This window comes from Bowdeniella massiliensis (genome assembly GCF_023634005.1).
In the GTDB taxonomy this organism is placed as follows: domain Bacteria; phylum Actinomycetota; class Actinomycetes; order Actinomycetales; family Actinomycetaceae; genus Bowdeniella; species Bowdeniella massiliensis.
In genome coordinates, this window is the sequence record NZ_JALIQR010000009.1 from 85,736 (window position 1) to 108,618 (window position 22,883).

The window sequence follows — 22,883 nt, forward strand, 5'->3', positions numbered from 1 at the left end:
CCTAACTCGTGCGGAGTGGATCTATGCGTGCAATTAGCGGTTTTGGGGGCCGTCCCATTATCCGATATCTCAGGTGGCCCCACGCAACGCCGAGCCTCCACCCTACGCTGCGGGCCTGGACCTTATTGCCCATGTTCGCCCAGCTGACAAGCGCAGTTGGTAGCGAAGCAAGTGCGGCAAGGAGACTATGTCGGAAAGACACGGCTCCAGGGGCAATCGAGTTTCGGTAGCGGCACCATAGCTGAATATATGTTCTTCCAAAGTGAAAATGCTGCAGGTAGGCAGAACGGGAAGTTGACCGCTGAACGTATGTGATATGCGCGTCCGAGTCTCCCACTTCATAGCCTGCTAGCTGAACTCTGATTCCGAACTCCACTTCGTCATGGCCCCGTACAAATGATTCGTCAAAAGCTCCTTCCCGCTCAAAGACTGCTCGCCGAACTCCCATCGAGCCGCCGGTCGGATAGCTGTACCCAAATGCATGGGGGCGCTCTTGAATGTCCGTCGCTTGCTGTCCGACAACGAGGAGTCGGACTCGTCCGCCAACAACGGGCCAGTTGCGCAGCGCCTCACGCATGTCCGCCACCCAGGTATCGGCCACTGCGTCGTCATCATCGCAGAACAGGATGAGCTGATTACGCGAATGCTTGATCCCCGTATTACGTGCGTGGTTGATCCCTTGCCTAGCAACGGCTTGCACCGTACGAATTCTCGGGTCCTTCTTCGAGAGTTCCTCTACGACACGCGCTGTGTCATCGGTGGAGCGATTATTCGCCACAATGATCTCATCACCGTCGAGAAGCTGAGGGATCAATCGCGCGAGCTGCGTCGTTATCGTGGCCGCGCCATTGTAGGTGGGGATGACTATGGAGACTGCCGTGTTTTCATTCATTGTTACGCACTTCTATCAGCTGATATGGCGCCGGTAGGCCTCTGCGGAAGCTAGCGAAACCGAAGGTTTGCGAAGCTTCGGTAGCCACCTTAGCGGCGCGGGTTTCTGCTTCCTGGCTTGCTCGAATGCCGCTCACGATCAACTTGGCAAATTCCGATGCGTTGTCGGTAACGCCCCAGAACCAGTTGTCACCAGGGATTCCCTCGGCTCCGACCGTCGTACTGACTACAGGAACACCGCGAACGAGTGCTTCAATCGTCTTGTACTTCACGCCTGCACCGGTCCGAAGGGGCACAATGACTAGCGCTGATGCTCGATAGATATCATCGAGGTTTTCGCAGAAACCAAGCAGTTCGATTCCTGCAGCGTCCATCCGGTCTACGAAGTCGTCGCGGAGACCCCCGCCTGCGACAACTACCTCGATATCTGGCAATTCCCGACGAACCTGTGGGAGGACTTCGTCGGCGAACCAATACATTGCCTCCTCGTTCGCCCACCTAGCCATGAACCCCACAAAGGTCACTCGGTGGGCGATCTTCTCTCTCCTATCAAGGAGGTCACCACGGATCAGTGGCGGAACAATAGAAACCTCCGCACCCTGTGCAACGCGAGGTAAGAGATCACGATCCTTCTCACTCAACACAATGACGTGATCTGCCCACTTCATTACCAGATACTCGCTGGCCTGAGTGAGCCGGGCGCGAATCTTCCACACTAGCGAAGTGAGAGCATCCTTCGCCTCCTTGGCCTGGCGGATGAAGCGCTGTGACAAGACGTCGTGGAGAGTCACCGTGATCGGTGCCGTTGGATTGATTCGACGTACCCACGGGATCAGGGCTGCCTGCTCCTGCCACTGGATGTCGATGACGGTTGCTGCAGCAATATGGATACGCAACTTGGCAAGGTCCTTGGGTGCAAGCCCCGGCCGCCAACCAATCATCTTCCCAAGCAGCTGCAGGATTGCCGATTCCTTCCGTCTCACGAGAACGTTACGACCACGGGTTCCGCGCGCAAGGGATCTCTCATTAGCAGGCCCAAAGGCGCTGAGCATCGTGAGATCGTAGCGCTCGGATATTGCCGAGGCGATATCGAAGACTAAGGTCTCGCCTGCGGACTCACGCCCATTGGTTGAGGGAATCATCGGGGTGATCATGACGGCTTTCAGTTTCCCGTCACGTGCGACTGGAGCTTCTCGCGCGGTGGCGCTGTCCAGCCCTGCGGCCATCGATTCGCGCCAGGAATCCCAGTTCGGGTGGCTGCTGAGCTTCGTTTGGATGTCCTCGGAGGCCGAAGCGAGCTCGGCTTGCGATAACTGAATGAGGAAGTTGGCGGCATTGGCGATCAGGTCGTCATCGAGGTCGAGTAGCCAGCCACTTTGTCCGAGTACGGTCTCGAGGCCGCCGATACGCGTCGCCAACACCGGTAATCCGTGTGCGAGAGCGTCCGTAACAACGACGCCGCCGCCACTACCCCGGGTGAATTCGATGAGGAGATCGTGACGCAGATACTCGGCTGACAGTTCCTCTGAACTGAGGGTTCCCAGGTGTCGGACCCACGCCGGCAGTTCAGGTGGGGCATCGCCAACCAGCGTGAGGGAGATCTTCCGACTCTTTCGAGCTTGCTCGACTGCCGCAATCACATCCGGGACACCCTTACGCCGCCAATCGCGGGCGACGACCAGGGCTTTGAGGTCCTCTCCGTGTCCATTCTTGGCGTCGCCGTTGCTACGCGATGGGGAGATTCCTGGACCAAACGGAGCGACTGTGATGGTATCTGGGATAACACCTGCGTCGTTGATGAGTGCGTCTTTCGACCATTGCGACGCGACGACGTACGAGTCAGTACGGCGAGCACTGAGCTTGTCGACAAGTCGGCCCTGGACCGCGCCTATTGCTGCAAGATCACCGTTCTGAAAATACGACGTTTGCATCGAAGCAAAAGACGCATCCGTTATTTGGATGACCGGAATGCTCTCAGGCAGCCGAAGGATATCGGTCGAGGCTGCGATCGCGACGATCACATCAAGCCGATCTTCCGTCCTCGCGAGTCGGCGGAGTTCGTTAGCAACTGTGCTGCTTCGTCTAAGCGACGTCGACAGAGCGTGTCGGACTAGGTAGGTCTTACCGAACGCTCCGGAAAGCTTTGCGGCGGCCCGATCGAGAATCGAGGCTCCAGGGTCCTGTGGGTCGATGAGCACGACTTCGCCGAGGCTTTGGAGTTCACGCATGATGGGCTGGACGACCCCAGACCAAGATGCCGGGTCATTGACATCCCAGCCGGAAACGACACCGATTCTCATACGATTCCTAGTCAAGTTCGCGCACCGCCTGATGAATCTCTTGCGCGAAACGCTCTTCCGAGAAGTGCGCGGCATGCTCTCGAATGGCCTCCGCATTCCACGTCACCTGCTCAGCTCGTTCGATGGCCCGCACGATGTCATGCGGATCTGGGCTCTCACAGTAGACACCATTGACCCCCTCATCAATGGAATCCAGAAAGCCTCCCGCTCGCAGCGCAATCGTGGGCTTGCCCCAGGCTGAAGCTTCCAACGGAGTGATACCGAAATCCTCGTGAGATACGGTAATGAGCGCGCCACAGTGCGCGTATGCCCACCGCAGCTGAGCGTCGGTAAGATCCTTCGCCAGGAACCCGACTCCGTCCAACAGGCTGCGAATTCGCGATTCTTCGGGGCCTGATCCCACCACCACAATCTGCTTTCCTGCAAGCTTCGCTGCCGTGACGACCTTGTCGACGTTCTTGTATGGCATGAGGCGGGAGACCACCAGAAGGTAGCCGTCGGCGACGTGTTCGCTAACTCCCGGAATGGGATTCTGGGTGCCCGTTGTATCAACCGAATGCGGCGGGAAAATCAGTCCAACATCGTCTTTGTCATAGACGTGCGCGATTCTCTCCCGCACAACAGTCGAATTGCCGACGTAGCTCCCGTGCTTCGCTGCTGCTCGCTGATCCCACCAGGTCAGCGCGGGGGTGAGGAATCTGAGGATTGTTGCTTTTAGTCCGCGTTCCTCACCCAAATAATCCTGCGGTAGGTACAGCCATCTGGCCGGTGTGTGGCAATAGATCAGAGCTTTACCGTCATATCGGAAGCCGTGCGCCCAGCCGGAGGATGACACGACGGCGTGAGCTTCCCGCACTCGCATCGCCGAGGCCGCAAAAGCCAAGAATGGCAACGCCAGTCGATGATCACTCCGGAATAGCCCAATGCGATTCAGCGGCGAGGTCACGATCGTGGCTTGTCGAAACTCTGGGAACGTGGTCTCCGGGTTGTAGAGCGTCGTGTAGATCGTCGCATTCGGGTACATCCGATGAAATGCCAAGACAACGCGTTCCGCCCCGCCCTTTTGGGTGAGGTAGTCGTGCGCGATCGCTACTGGCTTAGTCCCGGGTTCAGGCTCGAGGCTGGCCACGACGTTAGCGATTCGGCGCCGGCCAGCGTCTGGTGAGAAGTGCTCCTCCCAGCGACGAATACCCTCAGGGCTCACGCTCTCGCTCGAAGCTTCAGTGACGTCTGCGATAGCGCCGGCGAGGGCGTGGCTGTCGGCAGCGGGAACGATCGCGGCAGCCGCGCTCCCGGCCACTTCCGGCAGCGCTCCTCGATCACTGGTGATGACTGGCACGCCCGCAGACATTGCCTCAGCTATGACCAGTCCGAAGGACTCGCGCACGAGAGAGGGGACGACAAGGCAATCAATGGACTCGAAGAAGGCTTCTCGGGACACCCACCCTAGCTGCTCGACTGCTACTGGTGTGGCTGCGAGCGCCGCACCAATCTCGGCTGCCTCTGCATTATCGACGAACCGAGAATCGCCCGCGATCACGAGTTCGAACTGATCCGGGTTCTCAGCCTGGAGTTCCTCCATCGCGTCGAGGAGGGTGAGGATGCCTTTGTCCTTGGAGATGCGGCCAAGGAATCCAATTCGTGCAGGTGGGGCGCTTGCCGTTCTGTTCTCAACTTTGACCTGGTCGACCCAGTTACGGAGCACTTCGGTCCCAGGCATTCGCTCCTGCATGGCGACCGAAGGAACAAAGGCTCGCAGGGCTCCCAGCTTGCTGAGGGCAGAAGCAACTGATTGGGCGCCCGAAGCCTCTTGGTGATAGTGGACGATTCGGCGTGGGAGCCCCGCCGTTGCAAGCGCGGGCAGGAGTCCATTGGCCCAGAGGATCCGCGACCGGCGACGAGTTACCTCCTTGCGCAGATTTCGCGCGTATGCCCCTCGTCCGCTGCCGGGAACTGGTTGCACTTTGAAGCCGCGTTCCGCAGCTGTCCGAACAACCTCGTCTGGGTAGGCAGGAGCAACCACTCGAACAGGTACGTCGAGCGCTCGGAGCGCTTCGGCAATGTTGAGGAGCATGACCTCACCACCGCCGATCTCGCCCTGGTTTGCGAGCAGATCAATGGTTAGCGTCATACAGACTCCCCTCGATATACGCGCCCTATTGCCGCTGTCATGCTCTCAACCGACGCCAACGGGTTTGCTGCCGGTCGTGCGCCACCCCGCGCGACCGCGGAGACGATCTCCGTTGGACTCAAATCATCGAGGAGGTGCGCTTCGTCGAAGATTTCACCATTTCCGCCCACCCGGCTTGCAACAACAGGCAAGTCACGCGCACGAGCATCGAGCAGTGCATACGACAAGTTCTCCCAGGCGGAGAGTTGCACGAGCATGTCATGGTTCCTCATCGCTTCCTGGGCCTCGACATGACCCGGAAAGGTGACGGATTCCTGGAGCGATAGCTCATCCACAATCGCATCGAGGTTGTCACGTTCGGGGCCTTCGCCAGCGATCGTGAGATGTGCTCGCGGGTCCCGCCGCAAGATCTCGGGCATCGCGCGAAGAAGGTACTGAATGTTCTTTTCGGGGGCTAACCTCGCGAGGCTGAGGATGCGGATTCCTTGTCCTAGCGTGCGACGGATCAGTTCCGGATCGCTGGTTTTCGCTACACCATTCGCGATGACAGTGACATCACCAGCGCCCCATTTTTCTTTCATGAGTTGGGCAGTCGATTGGGACACCGCGATCGCATGATCGGTCCGCTTCAGTCGATAGCGGTGCACGCTCTGCTTGACCCGTGCGGCGTTTCTCGACGATGCGTAGAGCGTGTCGTCGGCGGCGATTCCATGCTCTGTTGTTGCTGTGATGGCGCCGAAAGTTTGGGTCAAGGTGGCTGCCACGATATCCGCGTAGGCCAAGTGCGTGTGAATGACGGCAGGGCGCAATAACTCGACCACCCGGGCGAGGGTACGCCTGGAGTGCCACAGTCCTGCTTCGGGACCGAAGTCTCCCTCGACCACCGCACCACCCGAAGCTCGGATCCTTGCCGGTAAGTCTCCGGGCGGAGAGAGGACTATGATCCTAAAGCCCGGAATCCCTTGCGCCACCACATCCAAGACATGACGAGCTACGCCCCCGAGATCGGCTACGGGGACCACCCATAAGGCAAGCTGCGGCACGTCGGTCATGGAATCAAAACCACTCTTCGAGACGGTCGAGGGCGACCCAGAATCCTTCGCCGTTATTGACGTGCCCTTGCCAGATTTCCGGAATGAACGGGGCATCGGGAGCCAATCGATCGAGCTGTTCAGCCAGGACGGGCCAATCCACTTCGCCTTCCCCTACCTGGTCACCTTCACCGTCGACCCCGGAGGCGTCGACGATGTGAAGGTGATCTGAGTACGGCGCGAGCTTTTCGACCATTTCGGAAAACGGAATCCCTAACCAGTTTGCTGAGAGCTTCGAGTGTGAAATGTCGAGGCAGAGTCGCACTCCAGAGTCTTCGCAGAAGCGAATCGTGTCGTCTGGATCCATGAAGAGGTTGTGGTACTGCTGGCCGCCAAGGAGCCACGGATAGGGTGGCAATGTCTGAGCCAGCATCCTGATGCCCTCGGTGTCGAGGTGTCCCACGGCCTCAGTGATGCGGTCGTATTTCCCGATCCGCTCACTGGGCGGGATGTGTCCGTCCATTGTGAAGCCACCCATCGTGACCACCATGATGGGACGCTCTTCCTTCGGGAAGTACTTCTTCAGCTCGCGCGTGACATCGATCGTTCGTTGCACTTCATCAATCGAGCGCCGCCAGTGAGCCTCGTCCCTCGAGGCGAGGTCGACGAGAAAGTCACCGGCGAAGAGGTCGGGAAGGTGGGTGGTGAATCCGATGTCGAGCGGCTTGTCGAAGACGTCCCCAGGATCGATGTCGAGATCCTTGTAGGAGAAGTGGAACTCCAGGAAGTCTGGCGAACTGTGCTGCAGGAGCTGCAACGCGTCGTGGTACCGCACGGGCAGTCCCCACGGCCGCCGAAAGGTGAAGTCGCGCCCGGTCGGCATCGCATCGTCTAGATCGCCGGCGAAAAAGAAGTCTCCCGCTTGTAGGTCCCGGTGTGCTCGGCGCCCCACGAGGTCGGCCAGGCGGTTGGGCTGAAGGCCGCGACCTGGGCTCTTGATCGTCACATCTTCGGCTGAGATCTGCTGCCCGGTGGTGATCGGCCGAGCCGCGACGAGCGATTTCGCTAGATTGATGCGGTTGATCTTCTCCCCATGGGTGACTTCACGGGTGTCGCGTTTGCCGATCGCGTCTTCAACTTCCCGGATCTGTCGAACCATCTGTTTGAACTCTTCGGGCAGGAGGGAGACCTGGTGGTCATTGCCTTCCATCGTCTTATCGATGGTGAAGTGCTTTTCGATGATCGATGCGCCCCGAGCAACGGCGGCGATCGGGACATGGATGCCACGTTCATGGCCGGAGTAGCCGACGGGACATTCACCAATCTCGGCCAGCTTGTCCATGTAGGCGAGGTTGACGTCCTTGAAGGGCGCTGGGTACATCGACTGGCAGTGGAGCAGCGCGAAGGGGGTGCCGAGATTCTTGAGGATCTCGACACTCTCCCGGATCTCGGTTTCGGAACTCATGCCGGTTGACACGATCGTGGGTATCGAGCGGGAGCCCACATCTTCGAGTAGTTCGTGATTCGTTAGGTCAGCGGAGGCAATTTTGAAGGCGGGGACGCCATAGGCCGCTAGATCTTCGACTGACGTGTGATCCCACGGCGTGCAGAAAACTTCGATACCCCTATCCCGGCAATGATCGAAGACTGCGAATAGCTCCTCAGCGGGCAACGAGAACTTTCTTAGCAAGTCGAGTGTGTATTGAGCCGCTAAGTCTTCGCCCTCGGTTGCGCCACCTGACTGTCGATACAGCGAGTCCATATCGCGCAGCTGGAACTTTACGGCGTCGGCGCCGGCATCAGCGGCCAAGTCAACTAGACGCTTTGCGAGATCAACATCGCCATTATGGTTATTTCCGATCTCAGCAATGACGTATGCCGGGAAGCCCGGACCGATGCGCCGCTCACCAATACGCAGTTCGTCGGAGCGATCGATAGCGATCGCCATGACGTGTCCGCGATCATCCAGCAATGGCAGGTGCATTGCGCCGTTGGGCAATGCCTCTCGCATCGTTTTCTCGTCCACTCCGATGCGAGACGTGGCAGGGTTCCGGTTCGCAACGTCCAGTACCGGGACATCGAAGTCGATGTCTGGCGCGTTGATCACCCAGCGCCGGAAGTCCCCGTCGGTGAGGACGCCGAGCAGGACCCCGCTCGCGTCGACGACAAAGACAATGCGCTCTTTGTTTGCCGTCATTTTGCGCAACGCGACAATGATGGGGTCTTCGGAAAAGACCATATATGGCGTGAGGTTTCTATCGATGATCATGCGCTATGCTCCCCATCCACCGATCGATTGTGAATAGTCATCCATTTGGAGTTCGGCCAACCGGAAGTCGATATCGGTATCAATATCGACGCCCTCCAGCTCGCTCAAGACGAACAGCCCGATCGTGCCACCTATACGATTGTGCAACCGATCGTAGATTTCCGGCCGCGTAACGTACAGCGAACCGTTTTCCCGAAATCGCAAGTCAGTTAACGTCATATCTTGGCGCCGTTTGCGGTGCTCGACATCGTAGTCAGCCGCCGGGGGTGCGCCTTCATCGGGGCCAAACCGCCAGATGAACGGGGCGATGGGAACGACCCCGACGAGCGAATCGACGCCCGTGGTTTCGAACTGCTCGATTGCACGATCGATCGTGTCGGGTTGCCGGAGCGGACTCGTTGCTTGCAGGAGCATCACGGCGTCGTACGTCCGTCCTTCGGCACGACGGAAGTTCAACGCATGTTCTACGACCGGTTCGGTGGGGGTCGTATCTTGGGCGAGTTCAAGCGGCCGTAGGAAGGGTACGTTGGCGCCCGCACGCTCCGCGATCTCGGCTATTTCTGGTGAATCCGTCGAGACAACGACGTCGATATCCGCCTTCGCCGCCAGCGCTTGGCCGATGGTCCATGCCACGAGGGGGCGGCCGCCAAGGTCCTTGATGTTCTTTCCTGGCACGCCCTTGGATCCGCTTCGGACCGGGATGACACACAACACGTTCATGTCGCTGAGAGATCTCCCTTTGTAATGAGTGAGGCTATCGCTGCTGCTGGTTCTTGGGATGGCAACGAAAACGCTGGGGTGGGCTCGCGATCACCATGCGGCTGCCAGGGAGCCATCGCGTAGCGCTCCCACATCGAGCGTAGCCACCGCGGTGGGTCAGGATGCACCACCCAACTCGGTTTCCCGCTCGCTGCGGCTTCCAGCACGCCCGTGGAAAACACGGATGCGATGGGACCGAGAGCCTGTGCAAGGGGTCGCCGTTCAAGATCGAACTGGATCCCGTTACGACGCCAGCGAGCGTGCGTCCGCCGGGACAGCAGATCTGTTTCTGATGGATGAGGGCGATAGTGGGCTCCCGTTGACTGGCAGTACATCGTGGCAGCTTTCGCGAAGTCTGCGCGTGGGAGCTCCGCTCCATGCAGCTGACCGAGGAATACCCCGGGTCCGTCGAGTGGCACAGCGCGATGCTTCGATGCTTCCCAAAGCAGCTGTGAGCCCACGGTTCGCACAGCAATATCGTCACGCCCGGACTTCCAGTAATCGCCATCTGCTGCAGAGAAGGCAAGCAGGGTGGCGTCAGCGGGTAGCGGCGGAACTTGGGGTGCCAGGAGACCGTGCTGGACGACGACGAAGGCGATGCTATGTCGCCGAGATATCTCATACCCCAGAGCACCCAATGGCAGATAATGGCCAACACCCAGCACGTGACGCAGCGACGACCAGGACGCAGCCCGCAGGTCTTCGGCGGTGATCGTCCTTCGAGAATCTGATCCGAAGGAGCGAGCTGTTCCGGCGGGACCAATGATAGCGATGGGGAGCTCATCGTAGAGGAGTTTCGCGGGCGCAAGCAGCGCCGCGGTTTGCGTTGGGCCTAGCGAATCAACGGCCACGAGGGCAGCGGCCTGCTCGGGATCTCCGATCAGTTCGAACTGCTCGGGCGATTGGTCACGTCCGCGTCGATCCTTCGCCCACCGGACAACACGTCGCAGAGCGGGCCCTTGTCGCTTCTGCCAACGCTGCCACTGCTCGAGATCCCGAGCAAACCATAATTGGTCATCCATGGCGCCACATACCTGCGACGAGTTCAGCGCGATGCCGGAAGGTGTGGTGAGCTAACGACCGCTCTCGCGCACGTTGTCTAATAGAGCGCGTCCAGTCGACGTCGGTAAGCGCTCGCTGCGCCAGTTCCCGGAGCTCGTCGTAGCTGTCGTAGACAAGAACCTCGGTACCTGGGTCGTAGAACTCTGCAACGTCTGGGCGGTCAATGAATTGGACGCCTCCCATTCCGGGGATCTCGAATGTCCGCATCGAAAGTCCCGCCTGCAGCCCATGAATATTGATCGCACCAGCACCTTCACCCTGGATCCGATATGCCTCGGCGAGTGGAATGTCTCGCTCCCCAGGGATATTTGGCCGCCGGAGCTCCCAGGTTCGCAGCCGGTCATAGGGGTGACGACTCCATTGCCGGCCGTAGGCCCTCACCGGGAACCCGTCCCTGACAAGCCGTTCCAAGATCTCGGTCCGATTCGGGTACTTAGCCCCGACGAAGACGAGCTCATTACGCCAGCTGGTTGGCAACTGCACTAGCGACGGGTCGAACGCATTGGGGACGTAGCGAGCATCGATGCCCGCTTCCTTCAGTCTTTCTGCCTCACTGCGCGCGTATGTGAGGACGGGCTGCAGGCGTGACAAGGAATCGAAGGAGTACCGATGACGTTCAAGGTCGTCGTACAACCAGAGCGTCACCGGTACACCCATAGAATCCAGCTCGGACCAGAACTGCTCCCCCAACGAGTCGCCCTTAATCACCAGAACCCGGTCCGGACGCACTGACCGTAGGGCCTCGACCGCCCGCTGCGTGTCCCACCTACTTCGAACATCGTGGGTGGAGATGCCAACGCGCTGCGGCAGCTCGAGCATGATCTTGTTTCGTAGCTTGCTCGTGGCAGAGGAGTACAGGTCGTAGCAGTAGGACGTGACGGTGTAGTCGAGCTGTCTAAATCCATCCGCAATCGACCGGTAATACCCGTGGAATGCTGGGGTCACCAGAAGAATGTGTTCCGCCGTCACGATTTCACCCCGCTGTTTCGAACAAGCCGACGCTCATAGTTGAACACTGTGGTCGCTGATACATCTCGTCCGAAGGCTTCCCGAACTGCATTCACACCGAAATTCACCGCAGACGCGAGGTAAAGCCCTCCGCGAAGGAGCCGCGGATGCCCCCACTTTTTCGCGTAATGATCGCGTGCTTGGACCAGCCAGGTTCGCCGAAGCTGGGAGTCCGAGGAGCCTCCTCCTTTATGCAAGACTTCGACGGTCGGGATTATGACCGATGGGATTGACGAATCGCGCAAGCGTCGCTGGAGGTCGACTTCTTCCGCGTTCATGAAGTAGCTCTCGTCGAAGCCCCCGGCACGTCGGACGGCTTCCACGGGCAAAAGCATGACAGCGCCGAAAACCCACTCCGTGGGCGTCGCGACACTCGCACTCTCCGCGCCCGTGTCATGCCCCACCCACCTGTGAAGCCGCGGCTTATGGCGGAAACGAGCGAGCGGCGTCAGCCACTCGACGACCTGGTGAAAGACGGTCGGAAACAGCCGCGCTGTCCATTGAGGTTCCCCATCGAATCCCACGACCTTAGGTGACACCACCGCGGGGGCCCAAGAATTCGCCGAATCCACGAGGGTCTCGATTTGGTTTGACGACATCTGCGCGTCGGAATTCAAGATCAGCGCCCACGGTGTCTCCACGAATGACAGTCCATGATTGACGGCGGAGCCAAACCCGCCATTGTGCGCCTTGCGCGAAACCACGAGCCGAGGATCTGTGAATTCTTCTGCCGGGAACGGAATCGGCGAGTGGTCATCGGCAACGATGATACGCGCGATGGTGGACGACTCCTCCGCCATCAACTGCCCAACGAGGGAGACGGTATCGCTTGGATCTCCATAGTGCGGGATCACAACGCTGACAGCGCGATGCTCGCTCATAAACTTCCCACATCTCGGCCGACAAGTGATACATGAAAGTCTAGCAACTATACTAACTCGTCTTGATCGTGCTGACCTTTCGGCACTCGTTGGCTCGTCTCCGCTCGCCGCAGGAAGACCGCGGCTGCAGCCCCCGCCACCACTCCGAGCGAGTTCGCGGCGAAATCCAGCCAGTCCATGTTTCTCGCATCTAGCAGATAACCCTGGACGAGTTCAATGGTCATGCTGGCAACGACACCTGCCACCACAACGTGCCAGACACGAAGTCCGGGGAACACCGCGAGCGCGATGACCACTGGAATCGCGAAGGCGAGGAAGTTGAAGATCTGCTCGGTGTGGTCTGGTGTGATCCAGCGGGGCAGCCCTACCTTTCTTAGTGCCAGCCATAGATCGAGGTTGAGGCGGTGGATAACGCTGCCGTAGGGCCAGAAGAAGATGAAAGCTGCACAAGCGAGGTATGCGGCAAGCAGTCCGCGACCCAATCGACGACGCTGGGTGCCTGTCACAACCGCATTCCCGGGTTAAGTTCTTGGACCCGTTCGACTTTGAGTTGGTAGGCACGTTGGTCTCGGAGCCTCATTTCTTCTGCGGTGAGCATCAGCCCGCAGGCCAAGAGAAGCGCTCCCGGCACGGTAATGAAGGTCTCTCCCAAGCGGGAAGCACACACCAGCAAGACAATTGCAGCGCCTTCGACTGCAATGCGAGAACGTGACCGAAAAACCGTGCTAAACGGCCGCAATCCCAAGATGATGTATGCCAGGACGACAACCACACAGAAAATTGCGCCACCTTCAACCCATAACCCCCAGTAAGAGTTATGGAACCACCAATGGCGGTCCTCAATGATGACAAAGGCCTGATTGAGTCCACTGCCGTACCACGGGGTATCGCCGACCTTTTCCCATGACTGCCGATCGATCTGTTCACGCAACCGGTCCGACCCGACACGCTCGGCGTATACCAGGGCGCGGGCGAAATTCTCTTCGATGTACTGAATGGCGATGATGAAGCCGCCGAAAAGAACCATTCGAAAGAACATGCCTAGTTTCGGCGAGGCCACGACCCAGATAATCGCGCACGCGAGGGCTGCCATGCTCGTGCGGGAATCAGTCAGGACCGTTCCCGCGGCACCGAAGACTAAAAGGGCCACCTTGTACTTGTTGCTCGAGCACGTCGCCGAGAGCAACAACGGCACAACGGCGTAGTACAACCCGGCAACATTCTTGTCCCCGATAAACCCGGTTAAGACGCCACCATAGGTGTCCGGCAACAGCCCCAGATAGAACAGCGGGATATTGATCGCGAGCGCAGCGACTGCCCCTCGCAGTGCAGCCCTAATATCTACGCGCCCACTAGCGAATACCCCAATGAGTCCCAACAGCATGGCAATGCGGAAAGCCCGCCGCAGCCAATCACCGTCATTGATGATCGTTACGCCGATGAGGTAGAGGATGAGTGCCACCGCGAGCACGCCAACAACACCAAATCTCGAGAGCTGACGTTCGGGGCGCCGGAACAATGCAAGCGTGAGGAATGCGAGTGCCGCCAGTTCAGACAGCGGGACACTTCCGCCGCCCGCCGGGATCGGCACGCCTTGCATCACCAGCAAGAAGCCCAAGCAGACCTGAAGTAGTGAGGGCGATCGCTGCGTCAGGAGCGGATTCTCTCGCTCGTCGGTATGCGACAGCTCAGTGCGGAAACGGCCTTTGCCTTGGCTGTCCATCAGGGTCCCCCTCTCGCTACGTTCGTCGTGTCTGCTCATTCGTCATGAGGATAGTGCATGCGTGCGGCCTCAGAGACTGATCTCTGAGCGTGGACGGCGCCCACTCAGCTCTTCCAACCGAGCGACGCGCGCTTCGTATTTCAATTGCCGGTGCCGCTCTAACTCCTCTGCCGTGAGCATGAATCCCGCAGACAGCAACAGCATCGATGGGATGGAGATAAAAACCTCGCCGAGTTTCGAGGCGCAAACCAGCAAGACGATAGTGCTCGCCTCCACAGCGATACGCGAAGGCGTCCGCACCAAATTACTGAATGGCCTCAATCCCAACAGGACGACGGCCGCGACGACGACTCCCGCGAAGACCCAGCCACCTTCCGTCCACGCCGCAAAGTAGGAATTGTGGTACCACCACCGGTTCGTATCCACGAACACGTAAGCCTCGTTCAGGCCCTTGCCGTACCAGGGAGTCTGCGTCACCTTGACCCACGATGCGGCGTCGATCTGGCTCCGCAAATGATCCGATCCGAGCCGATCTTCAAAGAAGATCGCGCGCGGAAAGTTTGTTTCCAGATAGTGAACGCCATAGATCATGGCCCCGAGCAGCGCGGCTCGAAAGGCGATCCCACGCTTAGAGGTGATAAGCAACCAAATGATGGCGCAACCGAGCGCCGCCATAGTGGCGCGAGATCCCGTGAGGACTGTGCCAAGCAGAGCGAAGGCGATCAGAAGCGTCTTGACGTCCCGGCGTTTGATGGTGGCACTCAGCAACAGCGGCACGACGGCGTAGTAGAGGCCTGCAACGTTCTTATCCCCGAGAAAGCCCGTGAGCACACCACCGTAGGTATCCGGCAGAAATCCAAGGTAGAACAACACAATGTTCAATCCAAGTGCTACGTTCACACCCTGCAGCACGGCGTTGAGCTGCAATCGACCGCTGCCAAAGGACCCAATAAGTGTCATGAGGATCGCGATTCTGCCAGCGCGTCGCATCCAATCCACGTCGTTGATGAGGCTGACGCCAATGAGGAAGGCAATCAGCGCCACGGCGAGGATCCCCAAGACACCAAAACGTGAAAGCTGGCGCTGCGGGCGTTGGGTGATCGCGAGAATACATAGGGCGACGGCGGCTGCCTCAGATAGCGGAAGGATCTGTCCGCCGACCTTAACGATGACTCCCTGCATGACGAGGATGAACCCCAACACGGCTTGCAGCAGGAGCGTCGGGTTACCCCGCATGAGCGGATTGTCATGGTCGACAACCTCGGCATTGACCGTGCGCGACATGGCTGTATCGGGTCCAGTTATCATGTTGACCGCTCACACCTCCTCCCGCCGGAATCACAAGCGGTTCGGCTATAATGATCGTAGCTCAGCACGCGCCCATTCCACTTGGCCCGTACCACCTAAGGCGTTCCATTGGCTCACTCGACCTCCACGCATAACCAGCTCAATATTCGAGTCATCGGTCGAGATTTTTCCGTAACCTTGCCCCCCGATTCTGACGACGCACGTCGCGCCCACCTCCACTCGGCCTGGCAGCGCTGTGTTCCAACCGAATCCGTGGATCGTGACGCCATTACCATCGACTGCTCGCACGGCTTTTCATCGGATTCTCCTGAATCCGCATGGCAGAATCTGGGCGACCGAGTAGCTACCGCCATCACAACCGAGGTGCTGCGCGTTGGTGTCGGTGAATACTTGCTATTCCACGCCGCCGGTGTGGCCACCAAGGAAGGCGACGTCCTAGTCTTGTGTGCCGGGCCTGGCACGGGCAAAACCACCGCCTCAGCGGTACTGTCGAAGCACTTTGGCTACGTCAGCGATGAAATGATCGCCGTTGATCCCGAGTCGGGAGAGGTCTCTCCCTACCCGAAGCCGTTGCAGGTGATCGTGCCAGGCTCTGGCAGTCGCAAGGACCTCGTAGGTCCGGACGATCTGGAACTGCTTCATCCCCCACAAACTCTGCGTCTTCGCCAGCTTTTCATTTTGGACCGCGAACGCGATCCCGCCGAGTCATTCGCGCCAACCATCGAACCCATCGATGTGCCGCTGGCGCTGGAACTCCTCATCTCGCAGATCTCTTCGCTCTATCTCCTACCGACACCATTGCAGCTGCTCTGCCGCTATCTGGCCGATTCTGCCGGCCCGTTAGTTATTCGGTACGCCGAAGCTGACACCCTCCCAGCACTGCTGACCGATTGGCTCAAGGAGGAGCGGCAGGATCGCGCTCCGGCGTTCACCTGGTCCCCCTCCGACACCTCTGGGGCACCCCTAGACGCTCCCTCAGGGTCGAGGTTCCAACGCCGCGCTCCGCTGGACGCTGTGCAGCTTGATGATGCTCTCGCGATCCTCATTCACAGCGAGTTCTTCGTCTTGGCCGGAATCGGAACAACAATCTGGAACGCTACGGCTGAGCCCGCAACTGTTGACGATGTTCTGGCGCGCGTCGTGGCTGAACATGGAGCACACGATGATGCGGCCGCAATTGTCTCGTCCGTATTACAGAATTTTGTACACCACGGAATTCTTGCCAATGTGCCCTAATGTTGCGGAAAGTAGAGGTTGGTCTCACCGTGGCATCTGGATCCGAAACGGCACGAGAACAAACTAGAGTTACTCAGTAGCAATACCCGTGAATTTATTGTTAGGCAGCCTCACGGCAGCACACCGAAAGTTGGACAAGGCATGACCGTCGTTGACTTCTTCCGCATGCTCAAAGCAAACATTGTGATTTTGCTGCTGGGCGTTCTCCTCGGCGCTGCCGCCGGGTATGGCTACTCCATGCTCCAGCCCAAGGTCTACACCTCGAAGTCGACCGGGTTCGTCGTCGTCAACGACTCGGCCGGGGGATCGGTGCTCTCGGGTAGTAGCCTCGCGCAAGAGCGCGCCAACGCCTACCTGCCACTGATTAACAGCCGCGCGGTCCAAGAGCAGATCTCGCAGATGAATGATGGCGATGCCCCCGCCGGCAGCCTCTCGGCGGAGGTTGCCACCGGGTCCAACCTCATCGTGGTTTCGGCGAGCTCCAGTGACCCAGAAGCTGCGGCAAAGCTTGCCAACACGGCGCTGCTGGCCACTGCGGAGGTCGCTAACCGCATTGAAGGCAGCCAGTCGGCGGTTCGTGTCGAGGCTCTGGAGGACGCCGTTGTCCCCACTACCCCGTCGAGCCCGAACATTCCACTCAACGTTGCCTACGGCGCCGCGATTGGATTGGCGCTCGCTCTTGCGGTCGCCTTCTTGCGTCGCTTGTTCGACGTCAACATCCGCACCACAACCGACGCCCGCGTCGCTGCCGGAGCCGGAATCCTGGGTGCGCTACCCAGCGATGAGACGTTCTCTCTGACGGGCGAGGGTGTCGATCATCTTGCGCCCCGCGCATCGGAGGCCGTCCGCCAGCTACGCACGAACTTGAAGTTCGTGAGTATCGACAACCCGCCGAAGACCATTTCCATCACGAGCGCCGATCCTGGCGAAGGAAAATCCACGGTCATTGCAGCGCTTGCCACAGCCCTAGCGGCCTCGGGCGACCGCGTGATTCTCGTTGACGCGGATCTTCGCCGCCCTCGCCAGGCCTCACTGTTCAATATTGAAGGGCGGGTTGGCCTCTCGGAGGTCCTGGCCGGTCAGGTCGAACTTGATGACGCTATCCAGGAAGTAGGGCCCTATGGCCTGCTCATCCTTCCCGCGGGCCGCACGCCTCCTAACCCATCGGAGCTGCTGGGTTCCGAACGTATGAGGCTGCTGCTTGAGGAACTGTCACGCCACTGCACCGTCCTCATTGACGCTCCCCCGGTGTTGCCCGTGACGGACTCGACCTTGCTGTCGACTTCGGTCGATGGGACGGTGCTCGTCGTTCGCCATGGCAAGACTCGCCGGGATCACGTCGAGGTCGCACGGGACATGCTGGCAAACGTCAACGCCACTGTTCTCGGTGTCGTGCTGAACCGCGTTCCCGCCAAGGGCGTTGGAAGCAGCTACTACGGGGGCGGTTATGGCGCCTCGGACCAGTCTTATGCTCCCTACCAGTCCGCGCCGCGCGGGTCTCGCGACAGCAACAAGCGCAGCGGCCGACGCGCACGCAAGACGGTACGCCACCGCAACTAGCGAATGAAAGCACGCTTTTGGGGGCGATGTGCCAACTGGCGCATCGCCCCCAAAAAAGTATGTGGCTAGAGCTTGTCGCAGCCGATGATGCCCTTGGGGAACCGAACCGTGAAGACCTGAGTCATCGGCTCACCGGTGACGTTATCAGTGACCTTGAAGGCGATCGTGATGGTACCGCTGGCATCCTGGCTATTGCCGTAGTTGTCCAACACCAGGTAGAACGGCTTAGTCTCGCCGCCTTCCAGTGTGAAGGAACCGAGTTCCCCACCCGTGAGCGGGTCCGACTCGAAGAACCGGAGGCGCCCCACCCGCGCCGCGTCGCCGTCAAAGGTAATGCTACTTGCGCCGGGAAGAGGCTCGACGTTGACGGTGTGCGTTGACTTGTTCGTAAAGTTCGCGCGGAACCGGTAGGCGTGCTTGAGGTCGTTTCCAGCACTAGCACCCGGGTACTTGCAGAGGGTCCCCGGAATAAGCTCGGGCTCTACGATCGGCGACGCGGCGAACGCTGGTGCATTGGACACGACGGCAATTGCGGGTACGGCCCACGCGGCACCTGCGATCACCGTGCGGCGCGACACTCCGGCCTGAGAACGCTGAATTGACATGTTGAGTCCTCCTGTGACGTCCGATCACGGGGGTGATGACGACAAAATTTGTCGCCCATCCCATACCCGAACTCCCGATTCGGGCCGGCCGGAATCGTGACACCGCCAGGGCTGCCCGCGTAGGTAAAGCCTCCTGTCCTGGTGGTCCCGCCAGCAATGAGAGTCCCCTGCTGGGGAGTCACCGTGATCTCCTGGTTCGTCTTGTTCTCGTAAGTTGCAGAAAGCGTGACCGAGCCCTTCTTGCCCGAGCTGTTATTCGTGTAGCGGCACTTCGCGGTGAGCGTCAACTGAACCAGGGGGGAGGCTGCGAAGGCGGGCACCTGTGAAGCGACAGCGATCGCGGGCACGGCCCACATCGCACCTTTAACAACGTGGCGGCGCGTAGGCGTAGCAGAAGACGCAGTCGGCTGAGTCATGGCAGTCCTTCAAGCGAGAAACAGAGGGGATTTTCAGGCTCGGCCCGCAGGGAGCGGGCCCTAGTCAAGACTGCAGACGCGCTCTAACTTAGACAAATGATGTTTAGCCCACACTTTTGATCGAGCGAGTCTGGCAGACTCGATCGTGCCAGGCTAGACGTCGATTCGAGAGAGCAGGAGCGGCGAGCATGACTAGAGGATTCCGAATGCCGGCTCGCTTCGCGGCCGAAGACTCGGCAGTGACCTCGGGCGGAAGAATCCTGTTCGTGTGCACTGGCAATATCTGCCGTTCCGCATTCGCACACCACTACGTCGCCCGCGCTCTCGCTGATCGACAGCTCCACCATCTGGAGGTCGCCAGTCTCGGGATGGGAGTGAACCAGCAGCTAGTGGTGCCTGAGGAGATCCTCGAACTGGCTCCGGGGCCCATCCAGGGCGCGTTGACGGAGCACCGCCCCACTCTCGTGAACGAACCAGCGGTAATCGCCTCGGACGTCGTCTTGACGGCAACGACCCGTCACGCTGATCAGATCGTCACTGAGGTTCCGGCCGTGCACGCTCGAACCTTTACGCTGATCGAGTTTCTTTCCTCCATCCGCCACATCAAGGATGCGCAGAATGTGCGCGACCTGGCGCGCCAAGCTGACCGCTGGCGTAGACGACACCGCCAGCACGATGCCGGCGCGCTCAATATCCCCGACCCCTACGGCCGAGGAATGCCCGCCTACCGCGCGATGGTCGATGAGCTCACACCACTGCTCGACGAGCTCGTCGGAAAGCTGACGGACCTAGTAGGCTCCCCGTCCGCCGACGACGATCCCGATGGTGCGTAGGCAAATCATGATGTCGCGGAGCATCGACCAGTTGTCCACGTAGTACAGGTCGAGGCGAACGGTTTCATCCCAGTCCAAATCGCTGCGGCCCGAGACCTGCCAAAGACCGGTCATGCCCGGCCGGACACGTAGCCGCAGGTACGCCTTTTCGGAGTAGGTGTCTACTTCCTCCGGCAGTGCCGGCCGTGGCCCCACCAAGGACATCTCCCCTCGCAGGACGTTAAAGAGCTGCGGCAGCTCATCGATAGAGTGGCGGCGGATGAAGCGCCCAATGGGCGTGACGCGGGGGTCCTTCGCCATCTTGAACAGGCCTTCGCCGCCATGTTCTGCGACGAGCTCGGCGCGAAGCTCCTCGGCGTTTTCTACCATCGAGCGGAATTTCAACAGCTTGAAGGGCTCGCCGTCGACGCCAATGCGGGTCTGGGAGAAGATTACCGGCCCGCCGTCGTGGACCTTGATGAGGAAGGCAACAATCAAGAGGAACGGCGAAATGAGCAGCGTGCCGAGTCCAGCGCCGACGAGGTCGAAGAGGCGTTTAACCCACGACAGGGCCTTGGCGGATCGAGGTTGCTCCACCCACATGAAGGGCAGTCCGGCGACCGGGCGCGAGTGGATTCGGTCTTGCGCGATATTGCTGACTGCCGGCATCACGATGAGCGAGACGTGCAGCGATTCCAGGGCCCAGGAGATGGAGGAAAACTCGGCGGAGTCTTTCAAGAAGCCGTCCGCGATGACGAGGACCTCGACGTCAGACTCCTTGACCGCGCGCGCTAGGTCTTGAAAGACGGGCTCCTTCGAGACGTTGTCGGTGGTGGGCAGGTAATCGGCGGATAGGAAGGATGCGACGGGAAGCAGGCCGAGCCAGGTGCGGCCCGCGAGCGCCTCTGCAATCGCCCTCGTTCGCGTCGGGGAGCCGGCGATGAGGGCGCGACGCATGAAATGCCCCTCGTCACGGAAGTGGTGCAGGATGCGACGAAAGATGAAGCGCCCGAGCAGCAAGAAGATCGTCTGGACGACCAGGAGCACGAGGAAGTAGGTTCGCGAGAGCGGGATATCCCACAGGTAGGCGATGATGCCCCAGCCGCCGAAGGCCAGCGCCTGGGCGGTAATGACCGCGCGGTATTCCGCGCTGCCGGCTCCTATGTCCCTGAGGTCATAGCCCCCGACGAATTTCAGCACGGCTAGCAAGACGATGTATTCGGCGATGACGAAAATCGTCACCGCGGAGGGGATGAACGGCACCGGAGGAAAGAACGGAATGGTGCCCGGCAGGTTCCAGGCGAGGGTGGCCGCAAGGATGACAGCTAGCGTGTCAATGATCGTGACGCTAAGGAGAACGATCCGGTAGGAGCGAATGCTGTCGACTCTCACGCTGACCTCGGTGCCACAGGAAGGTAGGGGCGCAGGCAATCCCCTGGCCGTTGCTCGGATAGTTCCACAGCTAACTCGTCATCCACTCACTCGGTGAGCGCTCGTTACTTGACTGGTGTGAAGCGCCCACTATCCAGTATTTGACTCCGTAGCAATCAACCTTAACCTATTGCAACGCTTCGAAACAGAGCTCGTTCCTACGTCGTGCATCCTGGTTTCCACAGGCGTAAGGGCTAGATAAGTCGACTCACACTGCGCGATTCGTGAGCGCAAGGACGAGTCGCTTCGCGCCTTCCATGGCGTCCTCGTGCGGCAGTGCCAGGCTCAATCGGATCCAGCTCTGCCAGGTTTCGCCGAACTGGCCACCGGGCGTCACGCTGACACCGGCTGCCGCGCAGCGCGCCGAGAGATCTGCGTCGGGCTCGAGGTACGGGCCCGCGTTGAACCACAGCAGCATCGAACCGTCGGCGTCGGCTACCTCGGTGGCCGACAGGTGCTCGCGCAGATAGGCGGCGACGTCCCGCTGGTTTTGGGCGACGGTCGCGGCGATCTGGTCGACGTATGCGCCGCCATCGCGCCACGCGGCGATCGCTGCGGGCTGCGCGAAGTAGCTCGCCGTCGACAAACTGAGGCGCGACTTTGCGGCTTCGATGTTTTCACGAGCCTTGCCGCGCGCGAAGACGACGGCGGCTTCGATGCCGGACATCGCAAAGGTGATCGTTGGCGAGGTGGTGTGGATGAGTCGGCCTGCTTCGAAGAGGAACGGGCAGGCCTTCGCCATCGGGATATAGGGGCGTTCGGCCCTCGCGAAATCGGCGTGGATATCGTCGCTGATGACGGTGACGCGGTAGATCTCGGCGAGGTAGCCAACCTTCTTTAGTTCGTCTTCGCTGAAGATCCGCCCGGTGGGGTTGTGCGGGTTGATCCACCAGAGGTAGTCGGCGCCGATCATCGCGTTTTCGAGCGCGGGCCAGTTGATTCGCAGGCGGCCGCCGAAGTCTTCCATCCGCACGAGCCTGAGCTCGGCGCCGGAACGCTGCAGCATCTGCGCTACCCGCCCATAGGTGGGGCTGAGCGCCACGATGACGGGCGCGCGCTCCACGCCGTTGTCGGCCGTCGCTTCGACGCGGGAGTCCGCTTCCTGCTGGGCAAGGCCCAACACCACCTCGCGCGGCGCTCCCATCTCCATAGCCGCCGCGGCCGACATCGGCGATCGATCCTCGGAGCCGCCGGCGAGCTCGTAGAACGTCGGGCCGGCATTGATGAGCGCCGTCATGAGGTGTGTCGTCTTCGGGATAAAGAGCGCGTCGGCGGCGTCGACATTCCAGCCATGCCGGTCCCGTTGCCACGCGGCGGCGGCCTCGACGTAGTGGGCGCCCGGCCGGGCGTATCGAAACGACGACGCATGCGCGGCCTTGAGGATCGCTTCCGCGACGGCGGGAGCGGTCGGGAATTGGGGTGCTGCAGGTCCTAGATCAACGACGTCACTCATGTGCCCA

The 22,883-nt window shown here is 60.0% G+C and carries 18 protein-coding genes; 3 read left to right on the top strand and 15 right to left on the bottom strand.

The features are described from left to right. Position 1: 1 nt before the first annotated feature. The 12 genes from MUN85_RS07720 to MUN85_RS07775 are packed head-to-tail and all read right to left on the bottom strand — an operon-like array spanning position 2 to position 15,339. Positions 2–892 carry a glycosyltransferase family 2 protein gene (locus MUN85_RS07720; RefSeq protein ID WP_250506177.1) on the bottom strand — a complete coding sequence of 297 codons (891 nt, stop codon included), beginning with the start codon at positions 890–892 and terminating at the stop codon, positions 2–4. Then, entirely contained in the window at positions 885–3,191 is a 2,307-nt protein-coding gene (locus MUN85_RS07725) for a glycosyltransferase (protein ID WP_250506178.1), read from the bottom strand. Before MUN85_RS07725 ends, MUN85_RS07720 begins: the two co-directional genes overlap by 8 nt. A 7-nt stretch (positions 3,192–3,198) precedes the next feature. Beyond that, the gene (locus MUN85_RS07730) at positions 3,199–5,322 is read right to left on the bottom strand and encodes a glycosyltransferase family 4 protein (protein ID WP_250506179.1); all 2,124 of its coding nucleotides are present in this window, start codon (positions 5,320–5,322) and stop codon (positions 3,199–3,201) included. Beyond that, positions 5,319–6,470 carry a glycosyltransferase family 4 protein gene (locus MUN85_RS07735; RefSeq protein ID WP_348647964.1) on the bottom strand — a complete coding sequence of 384 codons (1,152 nt, stop codon included), beginning with the start codon at positions 6,468–6,470 and terminating at the stop codon, positions 5,319–5,321. Before MUN85_RS07735 ends, MUN85_RS07730 begins: the two co-directional genes overlap by 4 nt. Then, positions 6,379–8,622, bottom strand: a complete 2,244-nt coding sequence (locus tag MUN85_RS07740; RefSeq protein WP_250506181.1) for an N-acetylneuraminate synthase family protein — start codon at positions 8,620–8,622, stop codon at positions 6,379–6,381. The genes MUN85_RS07735 and MUN85_RS07740 overlap by 92 nt, the downstream gene beginning before the upstream one ends. A 3-nt stretch (positions 8,623–8,625) precedes the next feature. After that, positions 8,626–9,342 (bottom strand): acylneuraminate cytidylyltransferase family protein, encoded by a 717-nt coding sequence (locus MUN85_RS07745; RefSeq protein WP_250506182.1) that lies wholly within the window; start codon positions 9,340–9,342, stop codon positions 8,626–8,628. Continuing rightward, the gene (locus MUN85_RS07750; protein ID WP_250506183.1) at positions 9,339–10,403 is read right to left on the bottom strand and encodes a hypothetical protein; all 1,065 of its coding nucleotides are present in this window, start codon (positions 10,401–10,403) and stop codon (positions 9,339–9,341) included. The genes MUN85_RS07745 and MUN85_RS07750 overlap by 4 nt, the downstream gene beginning before the upstream one ends. Continuing rightward, positions 10,396–11,388, bottom strand: coding sequence for a CgeB family protein (locus MUN85_RS12930; protein WP_250506184.1), 993 nt, complete (start codon positions 11,386–11,388; stop codon positions 10,396–10,398). The genes MUN85_RS07750 and MUN85_RS12930 overlap by 8 nt, the downstream gene beginning before the upstream one ends. A gap of 20 nt (positions 11,389–11,408) precedes the next feature. After that, positions 11,409–12,332: a glycosyltransferase family 2 protein gene (locus MUN85_RS07760; RefSeq protein WP_250506185.1), complete on the bottom strand. Its 924-nt coding sequence runs from the start codon at positions 12,330–12,332 to the stop codon at positions 11,409–11,411. 47 nt (positions 12,333–12,379) lie between these two features. After that, complete coding sequence (locus MUN85_RS07765; RefSeq protein ID WP_250506186.1) at positions 12,380–12,838, bottom strand: VanZ family protein; 459 nt, start codon at positions 12,836–12,838, stop codon at positions 12,380–12,382. Next, positions 12,835–14,094, bottom strand: coding sequence for an O-antigen ligase family protein (locus tag MUN85_RS07770; protein WP_250506187.1), 1,260 nt, complete (start codon positions 14,092–14,094; stop codon positions 12,835–12,837). The genes MUN85_RS07765 and MUN85_RS07770 overlap by 4 nt, the downstream gene beginning before the upstream one ends. A 30-nt stretch (positions 14,095–14,124) precedes the next feature. Beyond that, a complete protein-coding gene (locus MUN85_RS07775; protein WP_250506188.1) occupies positions 14,125–15,339 on the bottom strand; it encodes a hypothetical protein in 1,215 nt (404 codons plus the stop codon). Between the two features lie 132 nt (positions 15,340–15,471). Between MUN85_RS07775 and MUN85_RS07780 the strand changes: the two genes are divergently transcribed. Together MUN85_RS07780 and MUN85_RS07785 are read left to right on the top strand one after the other, a co-directional pair. Continuing rightward, positions 15,472–16,599, top strand: coding sequence for a hypothetical protein (locus tag MUN85_RS07780; protein WP_250506189.1), 1,128 nt, complete (start codon positions 15,472–15,474; stop codon positions 16,597–16,599). Positions 16,600–16,740: 141 nt separating this feature from the next. After that, entirely contained in the window at positions 16,741–18,159 is a 1,419-nt protein-coding gene (locus MUN85_RS07785) for a tyrosine-protein kinase domain-containing protein (protein ID WP_250506190.1), read from the top strand. Between the two features lie 65 nt (positions 18,160–18,224). Here the strand turns inward: MUN85_RS07785 and MUN85_RS07790 are convergent, their stop codons facing one another. Beyond that, positions 18,225–18,764 (bottom strand): hypothetical protein, encoded by a 540-nt coding sequence (locus MUN85_RS07790; protein ID WP_250506191.1) that lies wholly within the window; start codon positions 18,762–18,764, stop codon positions 18,225–18,227. Positions 18,765–19,368: 604 nt separating this feature from the next. Here MUN85_RS07790 and MUN85_RS07795 point away from each other — a divergent pair. Further along, positions 19,369–20,013 carry an arsenate reductase/protein-tyrosine-phosphatase family protein gene (locus MUN85_RS07795; RefSeq protein WP_250506192.1) on the top strand — a complete coding sequence of 215 codons (645 nt, stop codon included), beginning with the start codon at positions 19,369–19,371 and terminating at the stop codon, positions 20,011–20,013. Here MUN85_RS07795 and MUN85_RS07800 read toward each other — a convergent pair. Next, positions 19,969–21,384 (bottom strand): sugar transferase, encoded by a 1,416-nt coding sequence (locus tag MUN85_RS07800; RefSeq protein ID WP_250506193.1) that lies wholly within the window; start codon positions 21,382–21,384, stop codon positions 19,969–19,971. The two genes, MUN85_RS07795 and MUN85_RS07800, sit on opposite strands and share 45 nt — an antisense overlap. Positions 21,385–21,631: 247 nt before the next feature. Next, the gene (locus MUN85_RS07805) at positions 21,632–22,876 is read right to left on the bottom strand and encodes an aminotransferase class I/II-fold pyridoxal phosphate-dependent enzyme (RefSeq protein ID WP_250506194.1); all 1,245 of its coding nucleotides are present in this window, start codon (positions 22,874–22,876) and stop codon (positions 21,632–21,634) included. Positions 22,877–22,883 lie beyond the last annotated feature (7 nt).